Here is a 23,188-nt window from a genome sequence, read left to right as displayed (position 1 = left end):
CGGATTCTATCACCGGCGTACGGCTTCCCCATGCCTGCATGGGTTTCGAGATGCTGCGCCGCCATACCGGCCCGCAGCGGTCACATGTGCGGCTGCCCGTGGGTCAGTTGAATGAAAGATCATCGAGTGCGCGCTCCAGCACTACCCGCGCTTCCAGGCAGCGTGCGCTCGCAACCGCATAGCGTATGGCCTGATGCATCTCTTCTTCCGGCGTCATGCCCTGCGTGTCGGTCATGCCGACATCGATGCGCATGATGCATTTGCGGTAAGCGTCCGCGCTCAGCTCGGCGATGGGCAGTGGCTGTTTCGGGGTCATACTCGATTCTCCGTGGCGTGTGCTACGGCCCATCTATAGCAGGGCCGCCGGCGGCGCTCTGTCTGCTAACCCACTTAAGCATGCTTTCCTTTGCGTCGGCTCCCATCGCTGGTCCGCAAAGCCCTGTATGGTTGCAGCCCATGAATGACGCAGCAATCAGCGGATCAAGCATGGCCGGGGGCAGGACGGTGCTGCTGGTCGGGGCCACCGGCCTGGTTGGCAGCGCATGCCTGCGCCTGCTGATGGCAGACCCGACGGTGGCCAGGGTAAGGACACTGACCCGGCGGCCGCTCCAGCGGATTCCGGCCGTCTGGAATGAACAGGGCAAGCTGGCGCAGCAGGTGGTGGACTTCGACAATCTGGCATCCCATCCGGCATGGCTGGCCTGCAGCCAGGTGATCTGCGCACTCGGCACCACGATGCGGCAGGCCGGCTCGGGCGCGGCGTTCCGCCGGGTGGATCATGACTATGTGCTGGAGGTCGCCCGCCTGGCGCTGGCCCAGGGGGCCAGCCATTTCCTCGTGGTGAGTTCAATGGGCGCGGATGCCCAGTCAGCCAACTTCTATTACCGGGTCAAGGGTGAGCTTGAAGATGACTTGAAGGCCCTGGACTATCCCTCATTGACCATCGCCAGGCCATCGTTGCTGCTCGGAGACCGCGCCGAGTGGCGGTGGGGCGAGGAATTGGGCAAGCGGCTGGGCGTGCTGCTGCCGCCGCGCTGGCGTCCGATCGATGCCGAACAGGTTGCGGCGGCGCTGGTGCAGGCATCCCGGTTGCCTGATGTGGGCGTGCGTCTTTTGGAAAATGCACAGCTCAGAAAAATGGCGTTGATTCCCTGATCAGGAGTCAACGCCCGTTCTCAATGCCGGCAGTGTCGCAGCCGGTCCGAGAGTAGACTACCTACTTCTGCTTGGCGTGACTGCACTTGAGTCTGTCGTATTCCTTCTTCACGCCTGCATAGCATTCGCATGCCCGGCTTTCCAGGCCCACGCGGTCCATCACCGTGATGTGTCCGCGACGGTACTGGATCATGCCTTCATCCTGCAGCTTGCCCGCGGCTTCGGTCACGCTTTCACGGCGCACGCCCAGCATGGTGGCGATCAGTCCCTGGGAGACAGCCATTTCATTGGATGGCAGGCGATCCAGCGTCAGCAGCAGCCAGCGGCACAATTGCTGCATCACGTTGTGGTGGCGGTTGCAGACGGCGGTATGCGACATCTGCGCGATCAGGGCATTGGTATAGCGCAGCAGCGACTGCTGCAATGCGCCGCCACGGCGGAATTCTTCCATGAACACGCTGGCCTTGAGGCGGAAGCCGTAGCCGGCGCTCTTGACCACTGCCCGGTTCGGGCTGGCGCCGCCACCCATGAAGAGCGTGACGCCGACGATGCCTTCATTGCCGATCACGGCAATCTCGGCCGACGCGCCGTCGCGGGTCTCATACAGCAGCGAAACGACGCTGCTGGTCAGGAAGTAGACATGGTTCATCTGGGTTTCAGCCTCGCATACCGTCATGTCGAAGGGCATGGAGATGAATTCCAGGTGCGGCAGCAGCCGTTCGAAGTCTTCGTCCGGAAGCGCGTTCAGCAGCTGGTTCTGTTTCGGGTTATGCCCGTACAGCGCGCTGATGCGCACCGGCGCAACGGCGGGATGGCGTGGCTGCGCAGACTTGCCTTCGGCCTTCTTTCTGGCGACCGGCGCGACGGCCGGCTTTGCGACTGCCCGTTCCGTAGCAGTACCGAAAGCATTCATTACGTTTGCCATGATTGATTCCCCCGTTATCTTGTTCGACGTTTCCATGAAGGCATCATTGCATAGCGTCAGCGAACGGAGCATCGGTGTAAATCCCATTTGTCTGTGGGATTGCGCTGACATCTATGTAAGGCTGGAAGGGGGTAGCGTAGGACTCTACAGTAGAGGGGAAATCAGGCGGGGGGTAGTGCGGTGTATCGGTGAGCGCATGGTGCCATGCGCTCACCTGCAAGGCTCAGTCGATCAGGTTCTGCTTGATCGCGTAGTAGATGATGTCGGCATTATTGGTCATGTTCATCTTCTCCAGCACCCGTGAGCGATAGGTGCTGACGGTCTTCACGCTCAGGCAGAGCTCATCGGCGATCTTGGTCACGCCTTCGCCCTGGCCCAGCTTGTAAAAAATCTGGTATTCACGCGCCGACAGCATTTCATGCAGCGGCTTCTCGGTATCCGCGCTCGCCGGGTCCGCCGTCAGCAGCTCCGCCACCGCAGGGCTGATGTACTTGTGGCCGCGAACAATGGTGTTGATCGCGTTGACCAGTTCCGTTGCCAATGCTTCCTTCTGCACATAGCCCGATGCGCCGCTGCGCAAGATCTGCACGGCATAACGGCTTTCCGGATGCATGCTCAGCATCAGCACGGGCAACTCGGGCTTTTCACGCTTGATCTGCTTCAGCACTTCCACGCCGCTCTTGTCCGGCATGGCGATGTCGAGGAGGACGATATCGAATTCCTGCGACCGGATCAGGCGTATGGCTTCCTGGGCCGTTCCGGCTTCAGCGGCGATCTCCATGCCGGGAATCTCTGAAATGAAATAGTGGACCCCGGCGCGCACAACTGCATGGTCGTCAACTACAAGGATTTTTATCATAGGTATTGCGACTTTAAATCAGGTTTGCATCGAAGTATTTGTATTCACCACGCATCGGCGCGCAGTAAAAAAGCCATAAGTTTCTGCCGAAGATTGTAGCGTTTCCATCCCATTTCAAAACATCTTTTTGCACCCCATTCGATCCAACCGTACACCATTGCTGCCATAGTTCAACAAGCCTCAATGCTTTGAACCTAAAGTAGCTTTCCATACTTTTGGTTACAGTCGACCGCATGAGCTTGTGGGTTCGACCAAGGAGCCGGATAAAAATTCCATGCAGCGCAACAGTAAGCGCCATGAAATTTCCGTTTTTCCTACAAAGTGTCGGGGAGGTGTCCTATATCTGCCCACCCGCCCAGGTGCTACGATTCTTTCCAAGGGCCAATGCTATCCGCAGAGTGCGGAAAACCTGTGTGGTCCTCCTTTGGAGCGCATCATGGAACTGGTTCTTTTCTCGGCGATCGCCGTGGTCCTGTCGTGGCTGGTCGCCATTGCCATCTTTTCGAGCAAGCCCCAGGCCAGCCTGGCACGCGGCATCCTCGCCAGTGCCGGCGTGGTAATGGGCGCATGGGCTACAACAGCCAGCGCCAGCATTGCCGAGCTCGGCGAAGCATCGCTGCTGGTTTCGCTGCTGCGTGTCCTCGGCTGACCCCGGCACAAGGGATGGCCCATGCAGCCAGCCTATTTGGGCTGGAAGTGCGACCTGCTCAATACGGCGATAGGCGATCGATGAATAATGTTATAAATATTCAACTGAAACGCGCGGAGGACAGACGATGAATTACCGCGCAAATCACTCAATTACATCTGGACATACAAACGGGATGAGACTTCTCGACCATGAACATACAACGAGAGCGCTTCAACGCGACGCAGGCCGGCACATGATGCCGGCCCAGCGCGATGCATCGTTGCTTGAACAGAAGCAGGCGGCGTTGCGGGTGATGCTGGTCGAAGACTCGCACATCATCAGCGATCTCATCAGTGAAAACCTTGCGCGTATTCCCAAGCTGCGGCTGCTAGGCATCGCAGAGACCGAAACCGAGGCCTTGTCCATGCTGCAGGAGCAGCCATGCGACGTGCTGATCCTGGACATCCAGCTGCGCCAGGGCAATGGCATCAATCTGTTGCGGGTTCTTTCAGCCGATCCGGCTTATGCAAAAACCCTCAAGATCGTGCTGAGCAACCATGTGAGCGGGACCTATCGCCGCATCTGTGAACAGTATGGCGTGCAGTTTTTCTTCGACAAAACAAGCGAATTTCCACAACTGCAAATGCTGCTGTCGCGTCTTTCGCAGACCGGCATCGACAGTTGAGATGAGAGGCGCATGCTTCCGTGGTGACTGATCAATCCGTTCGCGACGGGAAGGACGCCGGATCGTCAGGCCGGATGCCGGGAATGGATGGCCAACACCGTCCCGGCGCCCACATGCTGCGCCGCGCCTTGCCGTTGGCCTTGATGGCGCTGGCTGGCGTCAACTGGGCGCTGTACCGGGGCGCCCTGCACAGCCTGTATTCCTTGTCCACGCTGGTGTTCCTGCTGACGCTGGCCGACTGCCTCATTCTTCTGCTGGTGTTCTGGCAGGCTGCCCGCCTTGCCGACCGCGCGCACCAGGACCTGCGTCACGCCACCAGCGGTCTTTCGGAAACCATGTCCCTTCTGGCCGCTGTCAGTGACAGCACCGCCGATCCCATCTTCGTCAGGAACCGTGATGGCATGCTGGTCTTCGCAAATCCTGCGGGCCTGTGCATGCTGGGCAGGAGCCGTGAGCAGGCGTTAGGCCAGCCGCTGGGCGCCCTGCTGGGCGGCGCTGGCGGCGTGGGCCACGAAGCGATGGACGACAGCCGCGTGGTCCAGGAAAAGGTGTCGCTAACCGTAGAACACAGCGTGGGACCGTCAGAGACGAGGCGCACCTTTGCGACAACCATGTCGCCATGGCTGGGTCCGGACGGCGAGGCGCTCGGCGTGGTCTGCATCAGCACCGACATCAGCAGCCGCAAGGAGGCGGAAGACACGCTGCGCGCCCGCGAATCGCGGCTGGAAGAGATTGTCTCGCGACGCACGGCCACGCTGCGGCGCCTGGCCGACCATCTCGAAACGGTACGCGAGGAAGAAAAGCGCGCCATCGCGCGCGAACTGCATGACGACATGGGCGCATCGCTGACGTCCCTGTCCATGCATATGGAAGGCGCTTATCCGCTGCTTCCGAGCGACACCCAGTGGACCGAGCGCAAGGCCAAGATCCAGAACCTGCTGCGCTCCCTGGTCACCACGACACGACGCATGCAGACCGAGTTGCGCCCCACCATGCTGGACCTGTTCGGCATCAAGGCCGCGATCCATGAGCTGATCGATGACTTCAGGCAGCGCGGCAACATCGAGTACGACCTCAGCCTGCCGGACGAAGACATTGCCATTGGCCACAAGCTGGAAATCACCGTCTACCGCATGCTGCAGGAAATACTCAACAATGTGGTCAAGCATGCGCAGGCCACCCATGTGGACATCATCCTGGATGTGGATGAAGACCGCGTGGCGCTGACCGTGCGCGATAACGGCATCGGCCTGTCGCCTGAAAGCCGGGACCGGCCCAACGCCTACGGACTTCGTGGCCTGCAGGAGCGCGCCGCTTTCCTCGGCGGCACCGTCTCCTTCTCCAAGGGACGCAATAGCGGCACGGTGGTCTCGGTGCAGTTGCCACTGACAAACGATCAGGTCGATCCGGTAAGCCTATAATGTCAGGCGTTCGCCGTGCGTCCGACGGCGATTTTCCTACCGACGTTCAGGAGCAGAAATCAATATCAGTGCCAACAACGAGTCCGCAATCCGCATTCTGCTGGTCGACGACAATGAAGATGCGAGCGCATCCATGTCGGACCTGCTGAGCCTGTACGGCCACCAGGTCCGTACCGCCGCCAACGGCGCGTCGGCGCTGGACATCGCGAAGCAATTTCACCCGCAGCTGGTGTTGTCCGATATCGGGCTGCCCGGCATGGACGGCTATGCGCTGGCGCCCGCGCTGCGCCAGCTTGCGGGCGACCGGCGCATGGTGATGGCGGCCGTCACCGGTTACGGCCAGTCCAGCGACCGGGAGCGGGCCATCCGCGCCGGCTTCGATCACCACCTGGTCAAGCCGCTGGCCGCCGAGGCGCTGCTCAGGTTCATCGATGAGCAGCGCCTGTCCCTGTGCAGCGAAATGTCATGACATCCTCCGACCGGAACGAATCACCCGACGCCGAGAATGCCCGCCTGCGGGCGATGCTGGCCCATGCGGAGGAGGTCAGCGAGCGCGAAAAACTGCAGCTGGCACGCACGCTGCACAACGAGTTCGGATCGGCGCTGACGGCGCTGGCGATGCGCATGGCGTTGCTGGCGCGCCAGCCCGCCGACGCCCCCGGGGCTGCCGAGCAATGGGCGAAGGCCAATGCCATCCTGGCCGGGCTGACAAGGACCGCGCGCCAGGTCCAGAGCGAGTTGCGGCCGGGCGCGCTGGACGTGGTCGGGCTGAAGATGGCGCTGGAAGAATACCTTGCCGACTTTGGCGAGCGTCATGCGATTAATGTGACGCTTGCGCTGCCCGATGACGAGCTTGCGCTGGAGCCGGCGCAGGCGGTTGCGCTGTTTCGCATGTTCCAGGAATTGCTCACGAATGTGCGCCTGCATGCCGACGCCAGCCAGGTGCAGGCAAGCCTCGCGCTGGACGGTGCGGCACGCACGGTCACCCTGACCGTGGCCGACGATGGCGCCGGCTTCGACGCGGCTGCCTGCGACCTTCAGCGCAGCCATGGCTTGCGCCGCATCGCCGAGCGCGCCGCCTTCTTCGGCGGCGCCATGCAGCTCGACAGCGCAGCCGGGCAGGGCACCCGCGTCGTGGTCACGCTTGCGCTTGCACATCCTTCGCCGGACGACCGAACCGCGGATCCACTGGACAACTGAATAACCGAGCCAACCACCTCCTGCCATGAGCTTTCGCACCTTCGACCTGAATCTGCTGCGCATTTTCGACGCCGTGATGACGGAGCAAAACCTGACCCGTGCCGCCGAGCGCCTGGCCACCACCCAGCCAGCCGTGTCGAATGCCCTGAAGCGCCTGCGCGAAACGCTGGACGATGAACTGCTGGTGCGCACCGCGCATGGCATGAAGCCGACCGCCCGCGCCGAGGAACTGTGGCCCGCAGTGCGCAGTGCGCTGTCGTCGCTGGAAGCGGCGATTGCGCCGGAAAACTTCGATGTCTCCGAAACCCATGCCACCTTTCGCCTGGCGATGGCCGACTCAACCGCCTCGCTGCTGTTGCCGCGGCTGATGCGGGCCATCAAGGAAGAGGCGCCCGGCGTGGATATCCGGATGCTGCCGCTGACCACGCGCGACCCGCGCGCCATGCTGCTGCAAAGCGACATCGACATGGCGATCGGGAATTTCCCGGGCGTGGTGGCGCAGCTGAGCGGCGGCCAGAGTTCGGTGTCGGCCATTCGCCATCAGCGCCTGTACAGCAGCGAGTCGGTCTGCATCATGCGCAAGGACCATCCCCTGGCATCGACCGAGCTGACGATCGACAGCTACTGCGCCGCCCATCATGCGCTGGTGAGCTTTTCAGGCCGCGCGCACGGGCCGGCCGATGAAGCGCTGGCCGCGATGGGGCGGCAGCGCCGCATCGCGCTGACCGTCAATCAGTTCTATACGGTGGGAAGGGTGGTCGCCGGCACCGACCTGATCTCGGTAGTGCCGCGCCATCTGGTGGCGTCGACCGGCGTGATCGAGTCGCTGGTGGCCAAGGAACTGCCGTTTGCGCTGCCCATCGTGCACGTCGACATGCTGTGGCATGAGCGCGATACCCGCAACCCATCGCACAAGTGGATGCGCAACCACTTCGCCAGCATCAATTACGGCCTCAACGAGCAGCACGCCTGATCAGGTCTTGTCGGGTATTGCGTCGCCGCCTGGCGTACTGCTGTCGTCATCATGGCGCCCCGTGTTCAGGTCGCCAGCCTGTGCGGCATCGGCAGGCCTGGCTGCGGCCCGGCGCGTGGTTCTGGGCTTGGGCGTGTCGTCGGTATGGCGCACCACGGCCTTGAGCCGCTGCAGCCGCGCATATTCCTCCGGATCGGTCTTGGCCAGCCGCTTTTCCCGCCAGCCGTAGTACACCATCATGCCCAGCGTTGCGGCCACACCGATGGCGAGCTTGCCCTTGTGCTCCGACAGCAGCGTCATTGCATCGTCCGCCAGGCTGGTCTCGCCAGGCGCGGCAGTGCCGTCCGACTGCGCCGCAGCGGATGGCGGCGCGCTGTCTGCGCCGGCTGGCTCAACCCCCGGGACAGGTGGAATGTCCTGGTCCGGCTGGTCATCGGGAATACTGGTCATGGTTTGCCTTTGTCTGGTTGATGCATTAGGTAATGGCAATTAGGTGTCAAAGCAGGCAAGTGGTTCACCGTGGGAACCAAAGCCGTCAAGCACTTCTCCAAATTTTCATCTGGATCAACTCATGAATGGAGACGACCATGCCTACCGGAGACAAGTCGGCCTATACCGACAAGCAGAAGCGCCAGGCCGAGCACATTGCAGAAGGCTACGAGAAGCGGGGCGTGCCCGAGAAGGAAGCCGAGCGGCGCGCCTGGGCGACGGAGAACAAGGTGTCCGGCGGCGGCAAGAAGTCCGGCAGCGGCCGCAAGGGAAGCTGAGGTCGTCGAGGCCGGCGCCGGCGCGCATCAGCGTCCGGTGCTCTGGAACGCGCCCGGAAGCGACGGCGTGCCGTTCAGGTGTTTGGTGCCGGCCGGATGCGCATATTCCGCGCGCGGCGTGAGGTCGATGCCGTTGGCCGTGCCCGGCGACTGGTATGCGCCAGGCAGCGCATGGTCCGGCCTCATGCGGTAGTCCAGCCGTTCGGGCGCTGAGAAGGCATCGCGGCCCACGCTGAAGTTGCCGCCTGATTCGATCCGGGTGCCATCGGCTGGCTGCCGCTGAGGATTCTGCTTGGCGGCAAAGACGCCGGCATCGCGCTTGCCTTCGCCGACCAGCAGATTGTTGACCGCCTTGATGGCCTGCAGGCCGGGTGCGGCACGCAGGAACACGCCGTCCGCGGCGCGGTCGTCGACGATGGTGTTGTTGGCCAGGTAAAGCGCGTTCTTGGGCCAGCGATAGCCTTCCAGGCCCACCGCAACGATAGCCGGGTTAGGCGACGTGGCGCTTTGCTGGATCAGGTTGCCCACCACATAGGCCAGGCCGCCATTGGGGAACTCGAGTTCGTAGCTGGCTTCGCCGCCGGCTTCATCGGTCAGGCGGTTGTAGATGATGGTGTTGTAGGCGGCGCGGCTCTTCAACAAATGGCCGCCGACCGTGCGGTGGAAGTAGCTGCCGCTGACCCGCAGCCGCGCAATGTTGCCGGCGTAGAGTTGATGCGCATAGCCTTCCACCGTGCCGTTATGGTCGAACTCGGAATTCTCGATCTCCAGTTCGGCCTTGCTGTTGCTGCTGGTGAGAATGCCGTTCTCGTTGTCCCGGAACAGGCAGTTGCGCAGCACCAGCTTGCCCGCTTCGAAGCGGATGCCGGCGCCGTTCTGCGCCGACGAGCGCGCGCCAATGAATTCGATGTTCTCCACCTGGATATGGCCGCCGCGCACCACCCAGGTCGCCTTGTCCTCGGCGCTGGCGCCGGCGGCATCGAGCCGGGCGCGGCCGCCGACGGCGCGTATGGTCAGCCGGTCCTGGGTGAAGATCGCGACATCGCGGCCATAGACGCCAGGATCGATCAGGATGGTGTCGCCATCCCTTGCCAGCCTGGCGGCCTCGGCAATGGTGCGTATCTTGCGGCCGGGGCCGACTTCCAGCGTCATCGGCCCGGGCGGGAAAGACTTGCGCAGCGCGGCGGAGGCGGCTTCATCGGCGGTGGACAGGCTGCGCGGCTCCAGCCGGCCGCCATCGCGCACCTCGTCCGGCGGGGTATAAGGCTTGACGACCACGCCGCCGCGGCCATCGCCGATCAGATCGCCTTTGAAGGAGGAATCGGGTGGCAGCGATGGCTCGGCGGCTGCGCCGGCGGCATGCAGCGCAAGCAGCATGGGCGCGGCTGCCAGGCAGCGAACAGCGCAGTGCATCAGCACTCGGGTTGCATGCGGGCCGCGATGCCGGGCTTGCATTGATGCGTTGGTACGCGTGCCTGCATTTGCGCTGGTCGTGTAGGGTCTTGAGATATCGATGGTCATGGAAAGCCGAATCGCATGGGCAGGAAGGCAGCAAGCCTGGCATGTGCAGGCATTGTCGGATGAATACGGATGGTGTTCATGGTCATTGCCGCATCTTTGCTGATTACGGCATGAATGTGTTGATCCGATTCATCTTTTGCGCTGGAAGCCGGCTGTCATCAGCCTGAACGTGTTGCCGTCTTCCATGTTGAAGCGCCCCGATGCGGAAAGCGCATTGGCACTGACCCGATCCTGCCGTGGAATCACTTTTCGCAGGTGCAATGAGAGAGAAACGGGCGCCCATGGCGGACGCCCGTCTTCACAGCCTGAAAAAGCTTACCGGATCTTGACGTTGATGCTGCCGCCGCCAAGGACGGTGCCTTCCAGGCTGCTTCCTGCAGCAATGGAGTCGATCTGGTTGTCGTAATCGGTCACGTCGGTATTGGTGCGGTCGTCGTGATGCCAGATCCTGATGCGGAACCGGTCCGGCGTGCCCTTGGCGATCAGGTCGCCATCCACGGCGGTGAGCATGAACTGGTAGCTTCCTGTGCCATTGATGGTGCCGCTGCCCTTGTATTGCGCCCGCGCGCCGCCGACCACCAGCCAGTCGTAGTTGTTGCTGTAGAAGTTCAGTCCGCTGGTCTGGAAGCGGAATTCGGTTTCGCCGCTGGGCTTGTTGGCGCCCTTGAGATATTTCGAGACGAAGCCGAAGGTCGCTCGGCCTGTCATGTGCTCATCCGCCTTGTAGGCGCCCTCCGGCGACATGATCCAGCCGCCACCGGTCACGAACCCGGCGGAGGGATCATAGACGACGACCTGGCGGCTGACGGTGCTGGGCGGCGCGATGCTGCCGTCTGTCACGCTGAGGGTGACGTTATAGAGGCCGGCGGCAGAGAAGATGGTGGAGCCTTTAATGGTACCGGGAAAGGCGCCGCTCGGTTCAGTCAGGACGCCAGGGCTGGTGCCATTGCCTTCCCAGGTCCATTGCGCACTGTGGGTATCGGAGGTGTTGATATCGGAAAATAGCACGCTGACATTGACTGGCGTACCGACGGCAACCGGATCGTTTGCCGTGATTGGGCCGAGCGTCGCAGGGGCAGGATCAGGCATGGCAACAGCGGGCTTGAGCAGTACCCAGCCGGTATTGGCCTCTGCAAGGATGTAGCCGCTGTCGGAAATTGCCACTGCATCAAAGAGTTCTACTCCTGGCGCATTGGTCAGTCGTGTATTCAGGTCGATCATCTGGCTGTCAGCAGGCGACTTGATGAAGGCGCGTACGCTGTTATCGGTCGCCGCTGATTTGCCTACTACCTGCCCGCTGGCATTGATGGCGCGCGCTGCGGAATATGCAGCTGGACCGCCGAGAGTTCCCAAGTCAATCATGCTGGTGCCGTCGTGCAGGAAGGCATGAATGGCGTTTCCGATATACGAGTTGCCTGTCACCAGTCCGCTGGCATTGATGGCGGTTGGATAGGAATAACTGCTTCCCAAGGCTCCCAAGTCAATCATGCTGGTGCCGTCGTTCAGGAAGGCATGCGTGGTGTTTCCGATGTCCGAGTAACCTGTCACCAGTCCGCTGGCATTGATGGCAGTTGGAAAGGACCGATTATCTCTACTTCCCAAAGCCCCCAAGTCCTTCATGGTGCTGCCGTCGTGCAGAAAGGCATGCGTGGTGTTTCCGAGACTCGAGTAGCCTGTCACCAGGCCGCTGGCATTGATGCCGATTGCTTCGGAATAATTTTTTAAACTATCCAGCACACCCAAGTCCTTCATGATGGTGCCGTCGTGCAGGAAGGCGTGAGTGATACCTCCGCTCGTCGAGTTGCCTGCGACCAGTCCGCCGGCACTGATGGCGACTGCCCTGGAAGAGTCAGCCGCACTTTCCAAAACTCCCAAGTCTTTGATAGTGGTGCCGTCGTGCAGAAAGGCGTGATCGGTATTACCGAACTGCGAGTAGCCTGCCACCAGTCCGCTGGCATTGATGGCGGTTGCATAGGAATAATTAACTGCACTTTCCAAAGCCCCCAAGTCGTTCAATACGCCACCGTCGCTACGGAATGCGCGGTCAATGTTTAAATCAGGAATGTTTTTATAACCTGCGACTTGTCCATGTTCATTAAGCACACGGTTACCCGTAGATAGAATTCGAAATCCCTCACCCATATTGGCCACGGTGTAGCTGGCAGGCGTAATAGCAGCGACTGCCATTGTGGTGGCGACAAGATTAACACCGCTGCCTGACGTGTTAGTGGCATTGGGAGAACTGCCTGTACCGTTTCCGCAAGCAGCAAGCAGAGGAATCAATGCCCATGCCACTGCCTTGCGGATAGCGCCGGGTCTATTTTTCAAGTAAATACGCATGACGAATCCTTGATATGGGTTGAGGAAATGCGCCTATAAGGAAGAGCGTTAAATTGAAAATCGGCAAACAAGGCAATGGCCGGCATCAAGATAATGGCAGTTAAGAGCCCTGAGCCAAATGGGCCTGTGCCTGCTTATTTTTTTGCTGTAAACGGCTGCGAGTTTGGCTCAGCCATTTCTCGCGGATTTCCCATGCAAACGTAATGGCATTAATGAAATTTATGACCGCATGCCGGGTCTTTTAAAAGGAAGTGATCAATATCGTTCAGCACACTTTAATCAGTAACGGCAGTGGAAAGTAGTTGCAGCATGTAGCTATCAATTTTCCTGTTTGTTAAATGCTGATTCAAAGGCGATGCCATCTGCTGAATGCCAGCATGTCGGGGATCACATTCGGATTTTGCAAACTGGCGTGGGTCATAACCAAATGAAAAAAGCCCTGAACGCTCAGGGCTTTTTTCATTTGGTTGCTGCAGCCGAAACGGATCGGCCTGCAGCAATCAGGCTGCGAGGCTAGATCAAACGTTAAACAGAAAATTCAGCACATCCCCATCCTTGACCACATACTCCTTGCCCTCGGCGCGCATCTTGCCAGCTTCCTTGGCGCCCTGTTCGCCCTTGCAGGCAATGTAGTCGTCATAGGCAATGGTCTGCGCGCGGATGAAGCCGCGCTCGAAATCGGTGTGGATCACGCCGGCCGCCTGCGGCGCGGTGTCGCCGATGTGGATGGTCCAGGCGCGCACTTCCTTGACGCCGGCGGTGAAGTAGGTCTGCAGGCCCAGCAGCTTGAAGGCGGCGCGGATCAGGCGGTTCAGGCCAGGCTCTTCCATGCCGAGGTCGGTCAGGAATTCCTGCTTGTCGGCGTCGTCGAGGTCGGCGATCTCGGACTCGATGGCGGCGCAGATCGCAACGATGGGCGCATTCTGCTTGGCGGCGTATTCGGTGAGCTGGTCCAGCAGCGGATTGTTGGTGAAGCCGTTCTCTGCCACGTTGGCGACATACATTGCCGGCTTGGCGGTGATCAGGTGCAGCGGGTAGATCAGCGCCATTTCCTCGGCGTCCAGGCCCAGCGCGCGCACTGGCCGGGCATTGTCCAGCTCGGGCATGATGCGTTCCAGGAGCGTCACCAGCTTGGCCGCGTCCTTGTCGCCGGAACGGGCTTTCTTGTTTTCGCGGTGGATGGCTTTCTCCACCGTGCCCATGTCGGCCAGCGCCAGTTCGGTCTGGATGACTTCGATGTCGTCCAGTGGGCTGATGCGGCCGGCCACGTGGATCACGTTCTCGTCCTCGAAGCAGCGCACCACGTTGACGATGGCGTCGGTTTCGCGGATGTGGGCCAGGAACTGGTTGCCCAGGCCTTCGCCCTTGGACGCGCCAGCCACCAGCCCAGCGATGTCGACGAACTCGACCGTGGCATGCAGCACGCGCTCGGGCTTGACGATGGCGGCCAGCGCATCGAGGCGCGCATCCGGCACTTCCACCACGCCGACATTGGGCTCGATGGTGCAGAACGGATAGTTCTCGGCCGGGATGCCGGCCTTGGTCAGGGCATTGAAGAGGGTGGACTTGCCGACATTGGGCAGGCCAACGATGCCGCATTTGAGACTCATGGAATTCCTTTGTGATCGATGCGCAGGCGCCGGACGGGCATGGGCAGTGGGTGCGGCGGCACGGCCGGGTCCGGCAGGACTGGTGCAACACGCCATGCCGCGGGCGCCGCTGTAAAAAGGGCTCAATTGTAACCCTGGCCGCTGCCGGCATCAAAAACTCTTGCCGTGGAACGACGCCTTGTCACAACCAACTGTATCCATGATCGTGACCAAGAATTCCTCAAGACGCCCGCAGGGCCGGACGTTAACGGGCTTTTGCAAATTGTTTCTCCTGGAAAGAACAACATGTCACTCAAACTGCGCCTGATTTCGGTTCTGGGCCTGCTGTCCCTGCTGCTGGTGGCCATCGGCGTGCTGGGCCTCTTTGGCATGCGCAAGTCCAATGAAGGATTGCGCACCGTCTACGAGACCCGCACCGTGTCGCTGGACCGCATCACCAACATCGACCGCAACATCGTGCGCAGCCGCCTGGCGCTGGCCGATGCCTACGCCAACCCGTCGCCCGACAAGGTGCAGACCGAACTCGACCTGATCGCCCGCAATGACAAGCTCATTGCCGACACCATGGAGCAGTACCAGGCCGGCAATCTGGACCCTGAGGAAAGCCGGCTCGCCGGCCAGTTCGTCGAGGCCCAGCGCCGGCTGTATGCGCAGGGCATGCGCCCGGCGATCGAGGCGCTGCGCGAGGGTCGGCTGGACGCAGTCCGGCAGCTGGTAGCCGGCGAGATCGCCACGCTGGCGCCGACCGTGACCCAGTCGGTGGCCGCGCTGCGCAAGCTGCAGGTGGACAATGCGCGCAGGGAGTACGAGGAAGCCATGCAGCGTTTTGCCACCCTGCGCAACGTGATGATCGCGGCCATCCTGCTTGGCCTGGCGGCAGCGGCGGCGGCCGGTGCGCTGCTGGTGCGCGCGGTGTACCGCCAGCTGGGCGGCGAGCCGGCCTATGCTGCGCAGGTAGTGGCAGCGATCGCGGCTGGCGACCTCGGCGTGACGGTCGCCACCCGGCCCGGCGACAAGGGCAGCCTGCTGCACGCGATGCAGGCGATGCAGCAGATGCTGGCCAGAACGGTCGGCAACATACGCCGCTCCAGCGACACCATTGCCACTGCGTCCGGCGAGATCGCCACCGGCAACATGGACCTGTCGGCGCGCACCGAGCAGCAGGCGGGCTCGCTGGAAGAAACCGCGTCGGCCATGGACCAGCTGACCGCGACGGTGCGCCAGAACGCCGACAATGCGCAGCAGGCCAAGCAGCTCGCCATGGCCGCTTCCGGCGTCGCGGCCCAGGGCGGCCAGGTGGTGGGACAGGTGGTCGAGACCATGAGCGCGATCGACATCTCGTCGAGGAAGATCGTCGACATCATTGGCGTCATCGACGGCATCGCCTTTCAGACCAATATCCTGGCGCTGAATGCGGCGGTGGAAGCGGCGCGCGCCGGCGAGCAGGGCAGGGGCTTTGCGGTGGTGGCAACCGAAGTGCGCGGCCTGGCGCAACGCTCGGCGGCTGCGGCGCGCGAGATCAAGGGCCTGATCGACGACTCGGTGGAAAAGGTCGAGGCCGGCGGCCGTCTGGTGGCGCAGGCCGGCAGCACGATGGACCAGGTGGTGGCCAGCGTGCAGCGGGTGGCGGACATCGTTGCCGACATCAGCGCGGCCAGCAACGAACAGAGTGCCGGCATCGGCAATGTGAACCAGGCCATCATCCAGATGGACCAGGTGACCCAGCAGAATGCAGCGCTGGTGGAACAGGCCGCGGCGGCCGCCGGCAGCCTGCAGGACCAGGCGCGCACATTGGCGCAGGAAGTCAGCGTATTCAGGCTGGAAGGCACGCAGGACGCGCCTGCCGCAGTTGGAGGCGTGGCATCGGTGGCATCCGGCACGGCGGCCGCCGCACGGGGCCGGCTGCAGGCGCCGGTTGCGGCCAGGCGCGAGCCGGTCGGCGCAGCGCTGCCGCGGCCCGCGTCGCGCGATGGCGACTGGGAGGAATTCTGAGTCGTGCCTGTGAGGCCTGATCGGCGTTGAAGAAGCGGGCATGCATGCCCGCTTTTTATTTGGTGGTATGCAGCTTCAGCATTGCCGCTTCGAACTTGCCTTCGCATAGCGTGGGCACCACGTCCAGGCTGTGGGCGATGGCCTCGTCGATCAGCAACTGCTCCTCGCGCCGCGGACGATGCAGCACGAAGTCCACTACCGCCTGCTGCAGATTGAGCTGGCGCGGGTGACCGATGCCGATGCGCAGCCGCCAGTAGTCCGGCGTGCCGAGCGCGGCGGTGATGTCCTTCAAGCCATTGTGCCCGCCGGACGAGCCGCCTTTCTTCAGCCTGGCCACGCCGGGCGCCAGGTCCAGTTCATCATGCACCACCAGCACTTCATCGGCTGCGATCTTGTAGAAGCGCGCCAGCGCGCCGACCGACTGGCCGGAACGGTTCATGAAGGTCTGCGGCTCCAGCAGCCAGACTTCCTGGCCGGCGATGCGGGTCCTGCCCGCCAGTGCCTGGAAGCGGGTCTCGCGGGACAGACTGCAGCCTTCTGCCTGCGCCAGGTTGTCCACCAGCCAGAAGCCGGCATTGTGACGGGTTTGTTCATACTCGGCGCCAGGATTGCCGAGGCCAACGATGAGGCGGATGGACATGGTGCTTGTGCTGGAAAGAGGGAAACCGGGATTATCCGGGAAGCATGGGATGCCGTCCAATCGGCGGGCCGGGATGTGCAGGCGAAAAAAAACCCGCCGGGCGCGGCGGGTTTGCAGCGTCGATGCCGGTTGCCCGGCATCAGAAACGCATTACTTCTTCTCTTCGCCTTCGCCGGCAGCAGCTTCGCCAGCGGCTTCAACCTTGCCTGCCGGGATCGATGCGGTAGCGATGGTCGGGTCGTCGCCATGGACGATCGCGGTCACGCCAGCCGGCAGGGTCACGTTGGACAGGTGCAGCGAGGCGCCGACTTCCATGTTGCCCAGGTCGATCTCGATGAACTCAGGCAGGTCCTTCGGCAGGCAGCTCACGTCCAGCTCGGTCAGCACGTGGCTGATGATGCCGGCCGACAGCTTGACTGCAGGCGAGGTCTCGGCGTTGATGAAGTGCAGCGGCACCTTCACGTGAATCTTTTCCGAGGAGCTCACGCGCTGGAAGTCGGCGTGCATCACCAGTTGCTTGTAAGCGTGAACCTGGAAGTCGCGCAGCAGAACCTGCTGCACCTTGCCGTCGATTTCCATGTCCAGGATGGACGAGTGGAAGGTTTCCTTCTTCAGCGCGTGGTACAGCGCGTTGTGGTCGAGCGAAATGGCGACCGGTGCCTCGGAACCGCCGTAGATGATGCCAGGCGTCATACCGGCATTGCGCAGGCGGCGGCTCGCTCCGGACCCCTGCTCAGTGCGTACAAAAGCGACTACTTTCATGATGAACTCCAATATATGCGGGGCTCTGTGCCCCGCGTTGCGCAATCCCCGCGACCAGGGACTGCAAAAAAGAATGCGGCTTTACGGCCGCATTCGGGATTCTGTATGGCGCAGGATCAGTCGATGAACAGCGACATCACCGAGTCGCCCTTGCTGATGCGCTTGAAGGTCTCGGCCAGCAGTTCGGCGCAAGTCAGTTGCCGGATCTTGCTGCAGGCGCGCGCGGCTTCGGACAGCGGGATCGTGTCGACCACCACCAGTTCGTCGAGCGGCGAGCTGGAAATGCGCTCGATCGCCGGGCCGGACAGCACCGGGTGGGTACAGTAAGCGATGACCTTCTTGGCGCCGCGTTCCTTCAGCACTTCGGCCGCCTTGGTCAGCGTGCCGGCGGTGTCGACCATGTCGTCCATGATCACGCAGTTGCGGCCTTCGACCTCGCCGATGATGTTCATGACTTCCGACACGTTCGCCTTCGGGCGACGCTTGTCGATGATGGCCAGGTCGCAGTTCAGGCGCTTGGCCAGCGCACGGGCGCGCACCACGCCGCCGACGTCCGGCGACACGACCAGCAGGTCGTCATAGTTCTTGGCAACCAGGTCGCCGAGCAGAATGGGGGATGCGTAGATGTTGTCGACCGGAATGTCGAAGAAGCCCTGGATCTGGTCTGCATGCAGGTCCATGATCAGCACGCGCTCGACGCCGGCTTCCTGCAGCATGTTGGCAACCACCTTGGCCGAGATCGCAACGCGCGCCGAGCGCGGGCGGCGGTCCTGGCGGGCGTAGCCGTAGTAGGGAATGGCGGCGGTGATGCGGCCGGCCGACGCGCGCTTCAATGCATCGACCATCAGCATGATTTCCATCAGGTGGTCGTTGGTCGGCGCGCAGGTCGACTGGAGCACGAATACATCCTTGCCGCGGACGTTTTCATTGATCTCGACGACGATCTCGCCGTCGGAGAATTTGGAGACAACAGCCTTGCCGAGAGGGATGCCCAAATGTTTGGCCACTCCCAACGCCAGCTCCGGATTAGCGTTGCCGGTAAAAACCATCAGGTTCTCGAGCGCCATGGGATCCCTAAATGCAGTCGTTAAAAGTTTAAAAAGCCGCAATGTGGTGGACGGGGAGTCTCAACATTGGCGGCTTGTCTTCTAGCTTCGATATTTAATGGCAGGGGAACAAGGATTCGAACCTTGGAATGCTGGAATCAAAATCCAGTGCCTTAACCGACTTGGCGATTCCCCTACACAACCTGCTGTTTGCCGCGGCATTGTCGCCGAACTGGGCGATGATTGCAACGTCAAACGAATTCTTTTCTACCGATCGAGCAAACTGGCTAAGGGATGCTGCTTCACGCCTTTCGCTTTCCAGGCTTTCCATCGACCCGATGCCGCTTGCAGCACCTGATCCGCCTGAGCTTCGGACGTGCAGGGCATGAATACACATGCGCCCGATCCTGTCATCCTTGCTGCGCCGTAATTGCCCAGCCATGAAATGGCTTCTGCAACTTCGGGAAACAGCCGGACTGCCACTGCTTGCAAATCGTTTTTTCCGAAGGCGTTTTGAAGTGCCCTTGAAAAGTCCGCTATTCTGACCGGCTTCGAATCTCTTGTCAATTCCGGCGAGCAAAAAATTGTAGGAGTGGGTACGGCAACGCCTGGTTCTATCACCACGAACCAGCAATCGAGGCCATCGACCGCCGTCAGGTGCTCGCCGACGCCCTCGGCAAACGCATTGCGGCCGAACAGGAAAAACGGCACGTCCGCGCCCAGTTGCAGCCCCAGCGCCATCAGTTCCTCGCGGCTCTTGCCCAGCCCCCAGAGGCGGTTCAGCGCCATCAGCGTGGTGGCCGCATCGGACGAGCCGCCACCCAGGCCGCCGCCCATCGGCAGTCGCTTGTCGATGCGGATATCGGCGCCTGGCGCCGGCTCGCCGGCGATGGTGGATTGCAGCAGCCGGGCAGCGCGCACGATCAGGTCGCTGTCTTCCGGCACGCCCGGCACGTCGTTGACGCGGCGGATGCGGCCGTCGTCGCGCAGGTCGAAGTGCAGCAGGTCGCCGTGGTCCAGCAACTGGAAAACCGTTTGCAGCAGGTGGTAGCCATCGGCGCGCCTGCCGGTGACATGCAGGAACAGGTTGAGCTTGGCCGGGGCGGGGCAGTCGTGCAGTGATCGCATGGCGGCCTTCAGCGCGGCTGGAAGGTGTCGATCACCAGCCGCAGCGCAACGTCGCCGGCCTGCTCGGTGCTGCGCGCCAGGTCGATGCGGCGCGGCCGCGCCGGGGCGCCGTCTTCCCAGGCCGGGAAGCGCAGGCGCCAGCCGTCGGCGCTGACGATGTCGCCGTCATTGCCTGGCGCGAGGGCCACACGCTTGCCGCCGGGCACAGTGACCATGCCCTGCAGCCAGTCGCGCAGGCCGGCCACCGGCAGCGGCCAGCCCAGCGCCTGGCTGGCCAGGGCGTCGGCATCGGCGGCCGACAGCGGCGGCTGCCCGGCCTGGGTGAGCGTAGCGCCGTCCGGCGTGACCATGATCTGCGCCAGGGTCTGGCCCAGCGGCGAGAGCAAGGTCAGTCGGGTGTTGTCCGGGCGCTGCTTCCATTCGAAGCTGCCGTGCAGCGCTTCGTCGCGTCCATTGAGGTTGTAACGCACCGACATGCGGCCGTTGATATCGACCGATTGCTCATAGGCGCGGGTGACGCCGGCCTCCGGCATCGTTGGCGCGGCGGGCGGGATGCCGGCGCAGGCGGCGAGAAAAATAGGCAGCGCCAGCAGGGCGGCGCGGTAGGGAAAGGTCATCGATCAAGGAAAAAAGTAAATGAAGCGGCGCCGCATCGCGCGGCGCACGCTGGAAGGGCAGAAGGCTAGAGCCGCACGCGCAGCCGGCCCAGCGTGTTTTTCAGGGTGTCGTTCTTGGGGTCCTTGACGCTGGCTTCGCGCCACAGCTTGCGGGCGTCGTCGCGCTGGCCGAGCGCCCACAGCACTTCGCCCAGATGGACCGCGATTTCCGGGTCCGGCCGCAGGCTGTAGGCGCGCCGCAGCAGTTCCTCGGCCTCCTTCAGGCGGCCCAGCCGGAATTGCACCCAGCCCATGCTATCCATGATGAACGGGTCTTGCGGCGCCAGTTCCAGTGCCTTGGAAATGAGCTGGTAGGCTTCCTCCAGCCGGATGTTGCGTTCAGCCAGCGAATAGCCGAGCGCGTTGTAGGCGTTCTGGTTTCTGGGTGCGATCGCGATGATCTTGCGCAGCGAGGCTTCCATCAGTTCCAGCCGGTTCAGCTTTTCAGCCAGCATCGCGTGGTCGTACAGCAGGTCGGTATTGTCCGGATAGCGCTTCAACGCCTCTTCCAGCACCGCCAGGCCCTCCTCGCCGCGCTCGGCCGTGCGCAGCATCTGCGCTTCGGCCACGACCAGCTGCAGTTCCTCTTCCTGGCCGCTGGCCTTGGTGTCATGCAGCACCTTGCGGGCGCTGTCGAGATCGCCGTTCCTGCCGACCAGCTGGGCGCGCTTGATCTGCGCGCTGACATAGGCCTGGGGCGTGCCTTCCGGCACCTGGTCCAGCCATTTGAGCGCGGCCGGAATGTCATTGCGCTGCTCGGCGATCTGCGCCAGGATCAGCAGCGCCTGCGTGGGGTCGCGCTCGTCGTCCGGCTTGGCGGCCAGTTCTTCGAGGTAGGTGGAGAGGTATTTTTCCGCGCCCTGCAGGTCGTTGCGCTGCGCGCTCAAGAGGCCCAGCGCGTACAGCACGGTCAGGTCTTTGGGCTGCTCCTTGAGCAGGATATTGAATTCGCCGCGCGCCGCATCGTACTGCTTCTGCTCGACCAGAAAGCGGGCATAGGCCAGGCGCACGTCGCGTGATTTGGGATTGCTTTTCAAATAGTCCGCCAGCGACTTCAGCGCCGCGGTCTTGTCCGGCAGCACCTGCGCCAGAGTCAGCGCGGCCAGGTCGGACGACGGGGAAATCGCCAGCGCTTCCCGCGCTTCCTGGGCGGCGCGCGGCGCGTCGCCGGCGGCATGCGCCGCCTGCGACAGCGCCAGGTGCATTTCCGGAAGCGCCTTGTACTCTGCCAGTACTTCTTCCAGCAGCCTGAATGCGGCGGCCTTGTCGCGCGCCCTGGACAGTAGCCGCTGTGTCTGCAGGATGGTTGCGCCCAGCGTCGGCTTGCTGGCGGCTTGCAGGCGCTGTTGCAGAATGGGGCGGGCGTCTTCCAGGTTGTCGCCGATCAGGGCGAAGCTCAGGTAGAACTGGGCGGCTTCTTCCGATTCAGGTGAAATCTCGCGCCACAGCCGCACCGCGGCCAGCGCTTCATCGGTTTGCTTGGCATTGATGGCGATCTCGGCGGCGCGCCGGGCCAGGCGCGGGTCGCGCGTCAACTGCGCAACCTGCAGCATGTTGACGAAGGCATATTCCCAGTCGCCGCGCTGATCGGCGATTTCCGCGCTCAGATAGCGGTACAGCACTTCCTCGCTCAACTCGGCCGCCGGCAGACGCTCGCCCGGCGCGGCGGTGGTGCTGGTGCTGCGCAGGCGCGGCCGGCGTGGCGCGGAGGCGGCAGCTTGCTGCTCCGGCGCATTCTGTGCGAGCGTTGCGGCCGCAGAAGCTGACTCGGCGGGCGACCGCGCAGGCAATCCCGAACAGGCCGACAGGGCCGCACAGAGGAAGGCGATAGCTGGAAGGTTTTTCAAGAGCTTATCCTGGCTGATAGGCAAATTTCGATTCTACGCCCAACATGTTGCCTGCGTGCGGCAGGCGCCCACGGGAGTGGGGCGTGGTCAAATCGACTCCGGATTGCCATTGTAGCCACAAGATGCGCCGCGCAAAAATAAGCGGGGAAATTGCGCAATTCATCCCCACCTACCGGGTTCGTTCACATTACCAAGCACGTTCTCATGCCTGAACTACCTGAAGTGGAAGTGACGCGGCGCGGCATTGCGCCGCACATCGAGGGGCGCACGGTGCGTGGCGTCCAGTTGCGCCATACCGGCCTGCGCTGGCCGTTTCCGACCGACCTGGAGCAGCGCCTGCTCAACCGCACCGTGCGCGCGACCAACCGGCGCGGCAAATATCTGCTGATCGCTTTCGACCATGGCACGCTGATCATCCACCTCGGCATGTCCGGCCACCTGCGGATACTGCCGCTGGCGACGCCGCCGCAGAAGCATGACCACTTCGACCTGGTGCTGGAAGACCAGGTGATGCGCCTGACCGACCCGCGCCGCTTCGGCGCCGTGCTGTGGCATCCGCATGAGGAGGGTGGCGTGGACAACCATCTGCTGCTGCGCGGCCTGGGCGTGGAGCCGCTGGAAAGCCTGTTTTCCGGGCAGACGCTGTACAAGGCCACCCGCAACCGCAGCGCGCCGATCAAGCAGGTGTTGCTTGCCGGCGACATTGTGGTCGGGGTCGGTAACATTTATGCGTCGGAAAGCCTGTTCGAAGCCGGCATCAATCCAAAGACCCCGGCGCACCGGATCAGCCTGGCCCGCTACGAAAAGCTGGCGCAGGCCATACGCCGGATTCTGGCGGCTTCCATAGAGCGGGGCGGCAGCACGCTGCGCGATTTCGTCGGCGCCGACGGCCAGTCAGGCTATTTCCAACAGAGCTATTTCGTCTATGATCGCGGCGGCGAGCCGTGCCGACAATGCGGCAGCGCGGTGCGCCAGATCCGCCAGGGCCAGCGTTCCACCTTCTACTGTGTAAATTGTCAAAAATGACGCC

General features: G+C 62.5%; 25 protein-coding genes and 1 tRNA gene. 10 read left to right on the top strand and 16 right to left on the bottom strand.

What is annotated here, in order from left to right; all coding sequences use genetic code 11:
• Positions 1-103: 103 nt before the first annotated feature.
• Positions 104-316 carry a hypothetical protein gene (locus ABC383_RS11660; protein WP_413014105.1) on the bottom strand — a complete coding sequence of 71 codons (213 nt, stop codon included), beginning with the start codon at positions 314-316 and terminating at the stop codon, positions 104-106.
• A 140-nt stretch (positions 317-456) separates the two neighbouring features.
• On the opposite strand from ABC383_RS11660, the gene ABC383_RS11655 reads away from it, so the two are divergent.
• Positions 457-1,155 (top strand): oxidoreductase, encoded by a 699-nt coding sequence (locus ABC383_RS11655; protein WP_413014104.1) that lies wholly within the window; start codon positions 457-459, stop codon positions 1,153-1,155.
• A 61-nt stretch (positions 1,156-1,216) separates the two neighbouring features.
• On the opposite strand, the gene ABC383_RS11650 is transcribed toward ABC383_RS11655, so the two are convergent.
• The 3 genes from ABC383_RS11650 to ABC383_RS11640 all read right to left on the bottom strand — a co-directional run bounded on the left by ABC383_RS11650 (position 1,217) and on the right by ABC383_RS11640 (position 3,237).
• Positions 1,217-2,080, bottom strand: a complete 864-nt coding sequence (locus tag ABC383_RS11650; protein ID WP_413014102.1) for a Crp/Fnr family transcriptional regulator — start codon at positions 2,078-2,080, stop codon at positions 1,217-1,219.
• A 223-nt stretch (positions 2,081-2,303) separates the two neighbouring features.
• Entirely contained in the window at positions 2,304-2,939 is a 636-nt protein-coding gene (locus ABC383_RS11645) for a response regulator (RefSeq protein WP_194711434.1), read from the bottom strand.
• 13 nt (positions 2,940-2,952) lie between these two features.
• Entirely contained in the window at positions 2,953-3,237 is a 285-nt protein-coding gene (locus ABC383_RS11640; RefSeq protein WP_413014101.1) for a hypothetical protein, read from the bottom strand.
• Between the two features lie 138 nt (positions 3,238-3,375).
• On the opposite strand from ABC383_RS11640, the gene ABC383_RS11635 reads away from it, so the two are divergent.
• From ABC383_RS11635 to ABC383_RS11610, 6 genes are all read left to right on the top strand, one after another.
• Positions 3,376-3,588 carry a hypothetical protein gene (locus tag ABC383_RS11635; protein ID WP_413014099.1) on the top strand — a complete coding sequence of 71 codons (213 nt, stop codon included), beginning with the start codon at positions 3,376-3,378 and terminating at the stop codon, positions 3,586-3,588.
• 175 nt (positions 3,589-3,763) lie between these two features.
• Positions 3,764-4,255, top strand: a complete 492-nt coding sequence (locus ABC383_RS11630; RefSeq protein WP_413014097.1) for a response regulator — start codon at positions 3,764-3,766, stop codon at positions 4,253-4,255.
• 83 nt (positions 4,256-4,338) lie between these two features.
• Positions 4,339-5,676 (top strand): PAS domain-containing sensor histidine kinase, encoded by a 1,338-nt coding sequence (locus ABC383_RS11625; protein ID WP_413014096.1) that lies wholly within the window; start codon positions 4,339-4,341, stop codon positions 5,674-5,676.
• A 58-nt stretch (positions 5,677-5,734) separates the two neighbouring features.
• Complete coding sequence (locus tag ABC383_RS11620) at positions 5,735-6,145, top strand: response regulator (protein ID WP_413016317.1); 411 nt, start codon at positions 5,735-5,737, stop codon at positions 6,143-6,145.
• Positions 6,142-6,876: a sensor histidine kinase gene (locus ABC383_RS11615; RefSeq protein ID WP_413014094.1), complete on the top strand. Its 735-nt coding sequence runs from the start codon at positions 6,142-6,144 to the stop codon at positions 6,874-6,876. The genes ABC383_RS11620 and ABC383_RS11615 overlap by 4 nt, the downstream gene beginning before the upstream one ends.
• A 25-nt stretch (positions 6,877-6,901) precedes the next feature.
• The gene (locus tag ABC383_RS11610) at positions 6,902-7,849 is read left to right on the top strand and encodes a LysR family transcriptional regulator (protein WP_413014093.1); all 948 of its coding nucleotides are present in this window, start codon (positions 6,902-6,904) and stop codon (positions 7,847-7,849) included.
• Here the strand turns inward: ABC383_RS11610 and ABC383_RS11605 are convergent, their stop codons facing one another.
• Positions 7,850-8,299, bottom strand: coding sequence for a hypothetical protein (locus ABC383_RS11605; protein ID WP_413014091.1), 450 nt, complete (start codon positions 8,297-8,299; stop codon positions 7,850-7,852). It lies immediately after the preceding gene.
• 137 nt (positions 8,300-8,436) lie between these two features.
• Between ABC383_RS11605 and ABC383_RS11600 the strand changes: the two genes are divergently transcribed.
• Positions 8,437-8,616: a hypothetical protein gene (locus ABC383_RS11600; protein WP_413014089.1), complete on the top strand. Its 180-nt coding sequence runs from the start codon at positions 8,437-8,439 to the stop codon at positions 8,614-8,616.
• Between the two features lie 27 nt (positions 8,617-8,643).
• Here ABC383_RS11600 and ABC383_RS11595 read toward each other — a convergent pair whose 3' ends face one another.
• The 4 genes from ABC383_RS11595 to ychF all read right to left on the bottom strand — a co-directional run bounded on the left by ABC383_RS11595 (position 8,644) and on the right by ychF (position 14,087).
• Entirely contained in the window at positions 8,644-10,029 is a 1,386-nt protein-coding gene (locus ABC383_RS11595; protein WP_413014087.1) for a right-handed parallel beta-helix repeat-containing protein, read from the bottom strand.
• 423 nt (positions 10,030-10,452) lie between these two features.
• Positions 10,453-12,477: a hypothetical protein gene (locus ABC383_RS11590; protein ID WP_413014086.1), complete on the bottom strand. Its 2,025-nt coding sequence runs from the start codon at positions 12,475-12,477 to the stop codon at positions 10,453-10,455.
• Between the two features lie 275 nt (positions 12,478-12,752).
• On the bottom strand, positions 12,753-12,977 hold the full coding sequence (locus ABC383_RS11585; protein ID WP_413014084.1) for a hypothetical protein: 225 nt from the start codon (positions 12,975-12,977) through the stop codon (positions 12,753-12,755).
• A gap of 18 nt (positions 12,978-12,995) precedes the next feature.
• A complete protein-coding gene (gene ychF / locus ABC383_RS11580; RefSeq protein WP_413014082.1) occupies positions 12,996-14,087 on the bottom strand; it encodes a redox-regulated ATPase YchF in 1,092 nt (363 codons plus the stop codon).
• Between the two features lie 285 nt (positions 14,088-14,372).
• Here ychF and ABC383_RS11575 point away from each other — a divergent pair, with 285 nt between their 5' ends.
• Entirely contained in the window at positions 14,373-16,079 is a 1,707-nt protein-coding gene (locus tag ABC383_RS11575; protein ID WP_413014080.1) for a methyl-accepting chemotaxis protein, read from the top strand.
• A gap of 55 nt (positions 16,080-16,134) precedes the next feature.
• On the opposite strand, the gene pth is transcribed toward ABC383_RS11575, so the two are convergent.
• The 7 genes from pth to ABC383_RS11540 all read right to left on the bottom strand — a co-directional run bounded on the left by pth (position 16,135) and on the right by ABC383_RS11540 (position 22,158).
• Entirely contained in the window at positions 16,135-16,719 is a 585-nt protein-coding gene (gene pth / locus ABC383_RS11570; protein WP_413014078.1) for an aminoacyl-tRNA hydrolase, read from the bottom strand.
• A 150-nt stretch (positions 16,720-16,869) separates the two neighbouring features.
• A complete protein-coding gene (locus ABC383_RS11565; RefSeq protein ID WP_413014077.1) occupies positions 16,870-17,481 on the bottom strand; it encodes a 50S ribosomal protein L25/general stress protein Ctc in 612 nt (203 codons plus the stop codon).
• A gap of 116 nt (positions 17,482-17,597) precedes the next feature.
• A complete protein-coding gene (locus ABC383_RS11560; RefSeq protein ID WP_413014075.1) occupies positions 17,598-18,548 on the bottom strand; it encodes a ribose-phosphate pyrophosphokinase in 951 nt (316 codons plus the stop codon).
• A 98-nt stretch (positions 18,549-18,646) separates the two neighbouring features.
• Positions 18,647-18,723 (bottom strand) — tRNA-Gln (locus ABC383_RS11555).
• A gap of 71 nt (positions 18,724-18,794) precedes the next feature.
• Positions 18,795-19,655, bottom strand: coding sequence for a 4-(cytidine 5'-diphospho)-2-C-methyl-D-erythritol kinase (gene ispE, locus ABC383_RS11550; protein WP_413014074.1), 861 nt, complete (start codon positions 19,653-19,655; stop codon positions 18,795-18,797).
• A gap of 8 nt (positions 19,656-19,663) precedes the next feature.
• Positions 19,664-20,272, bottom strand: coding sequence for a lipoprotein insertase outer membrane protein LolB (locus ABC383_RS11545; protein WP_413014072.1), 609 nt, complete (start codon positions 20,270-20,272; stop codon positions 19,664-19,666).
• 65 nt (positions 20,273-20,337) lie between these two features.
• Positions 20,338-22,158, bottom strand: coding sequence for a tetratricopeptide repeat protein (locus tag ABC383_RS11540; protein ID WP_413014071.1), 1,821 nt, complete (start codon positions 22,156-22,158; stop codon positions 20,338-20,340).
• Positions 22,159-22,362: 204 nt separating this feature from the next.
• On the opposite strand from ABC383_RS11540, the gene mutM reads away from it, so the two are divergent.
• On the top strand, positions 22,363-23,184 hold the full coding sequence (mutM, locus tag ABC383_RS11535; protein ID WP_413014070.1) for a bifunctional DNA-formamidopyrimidine glycosylase/DNA-(apurinic or apyrimidinic site) lyase: 822 nt from the start codon (positions 22,363-22,365) through the stop codon (positions 23,182-23,184).
• Positions 23,185-23,188 lie beyond the last annotated feature (4 nt).

Source organism: Noviherbaspirillum phoenicis, assembly GCF_047237965.1.
Taxonomy (GTDB): Bacteria; Pseudomonadota; Gammaproteobacteria; order Burkholderiales; family Burkholderiaceae_D; genus Noviherbaspirillum_A.
This window is presented reverse-complemented; position numbering and strand designations above follow the sequence as displayed.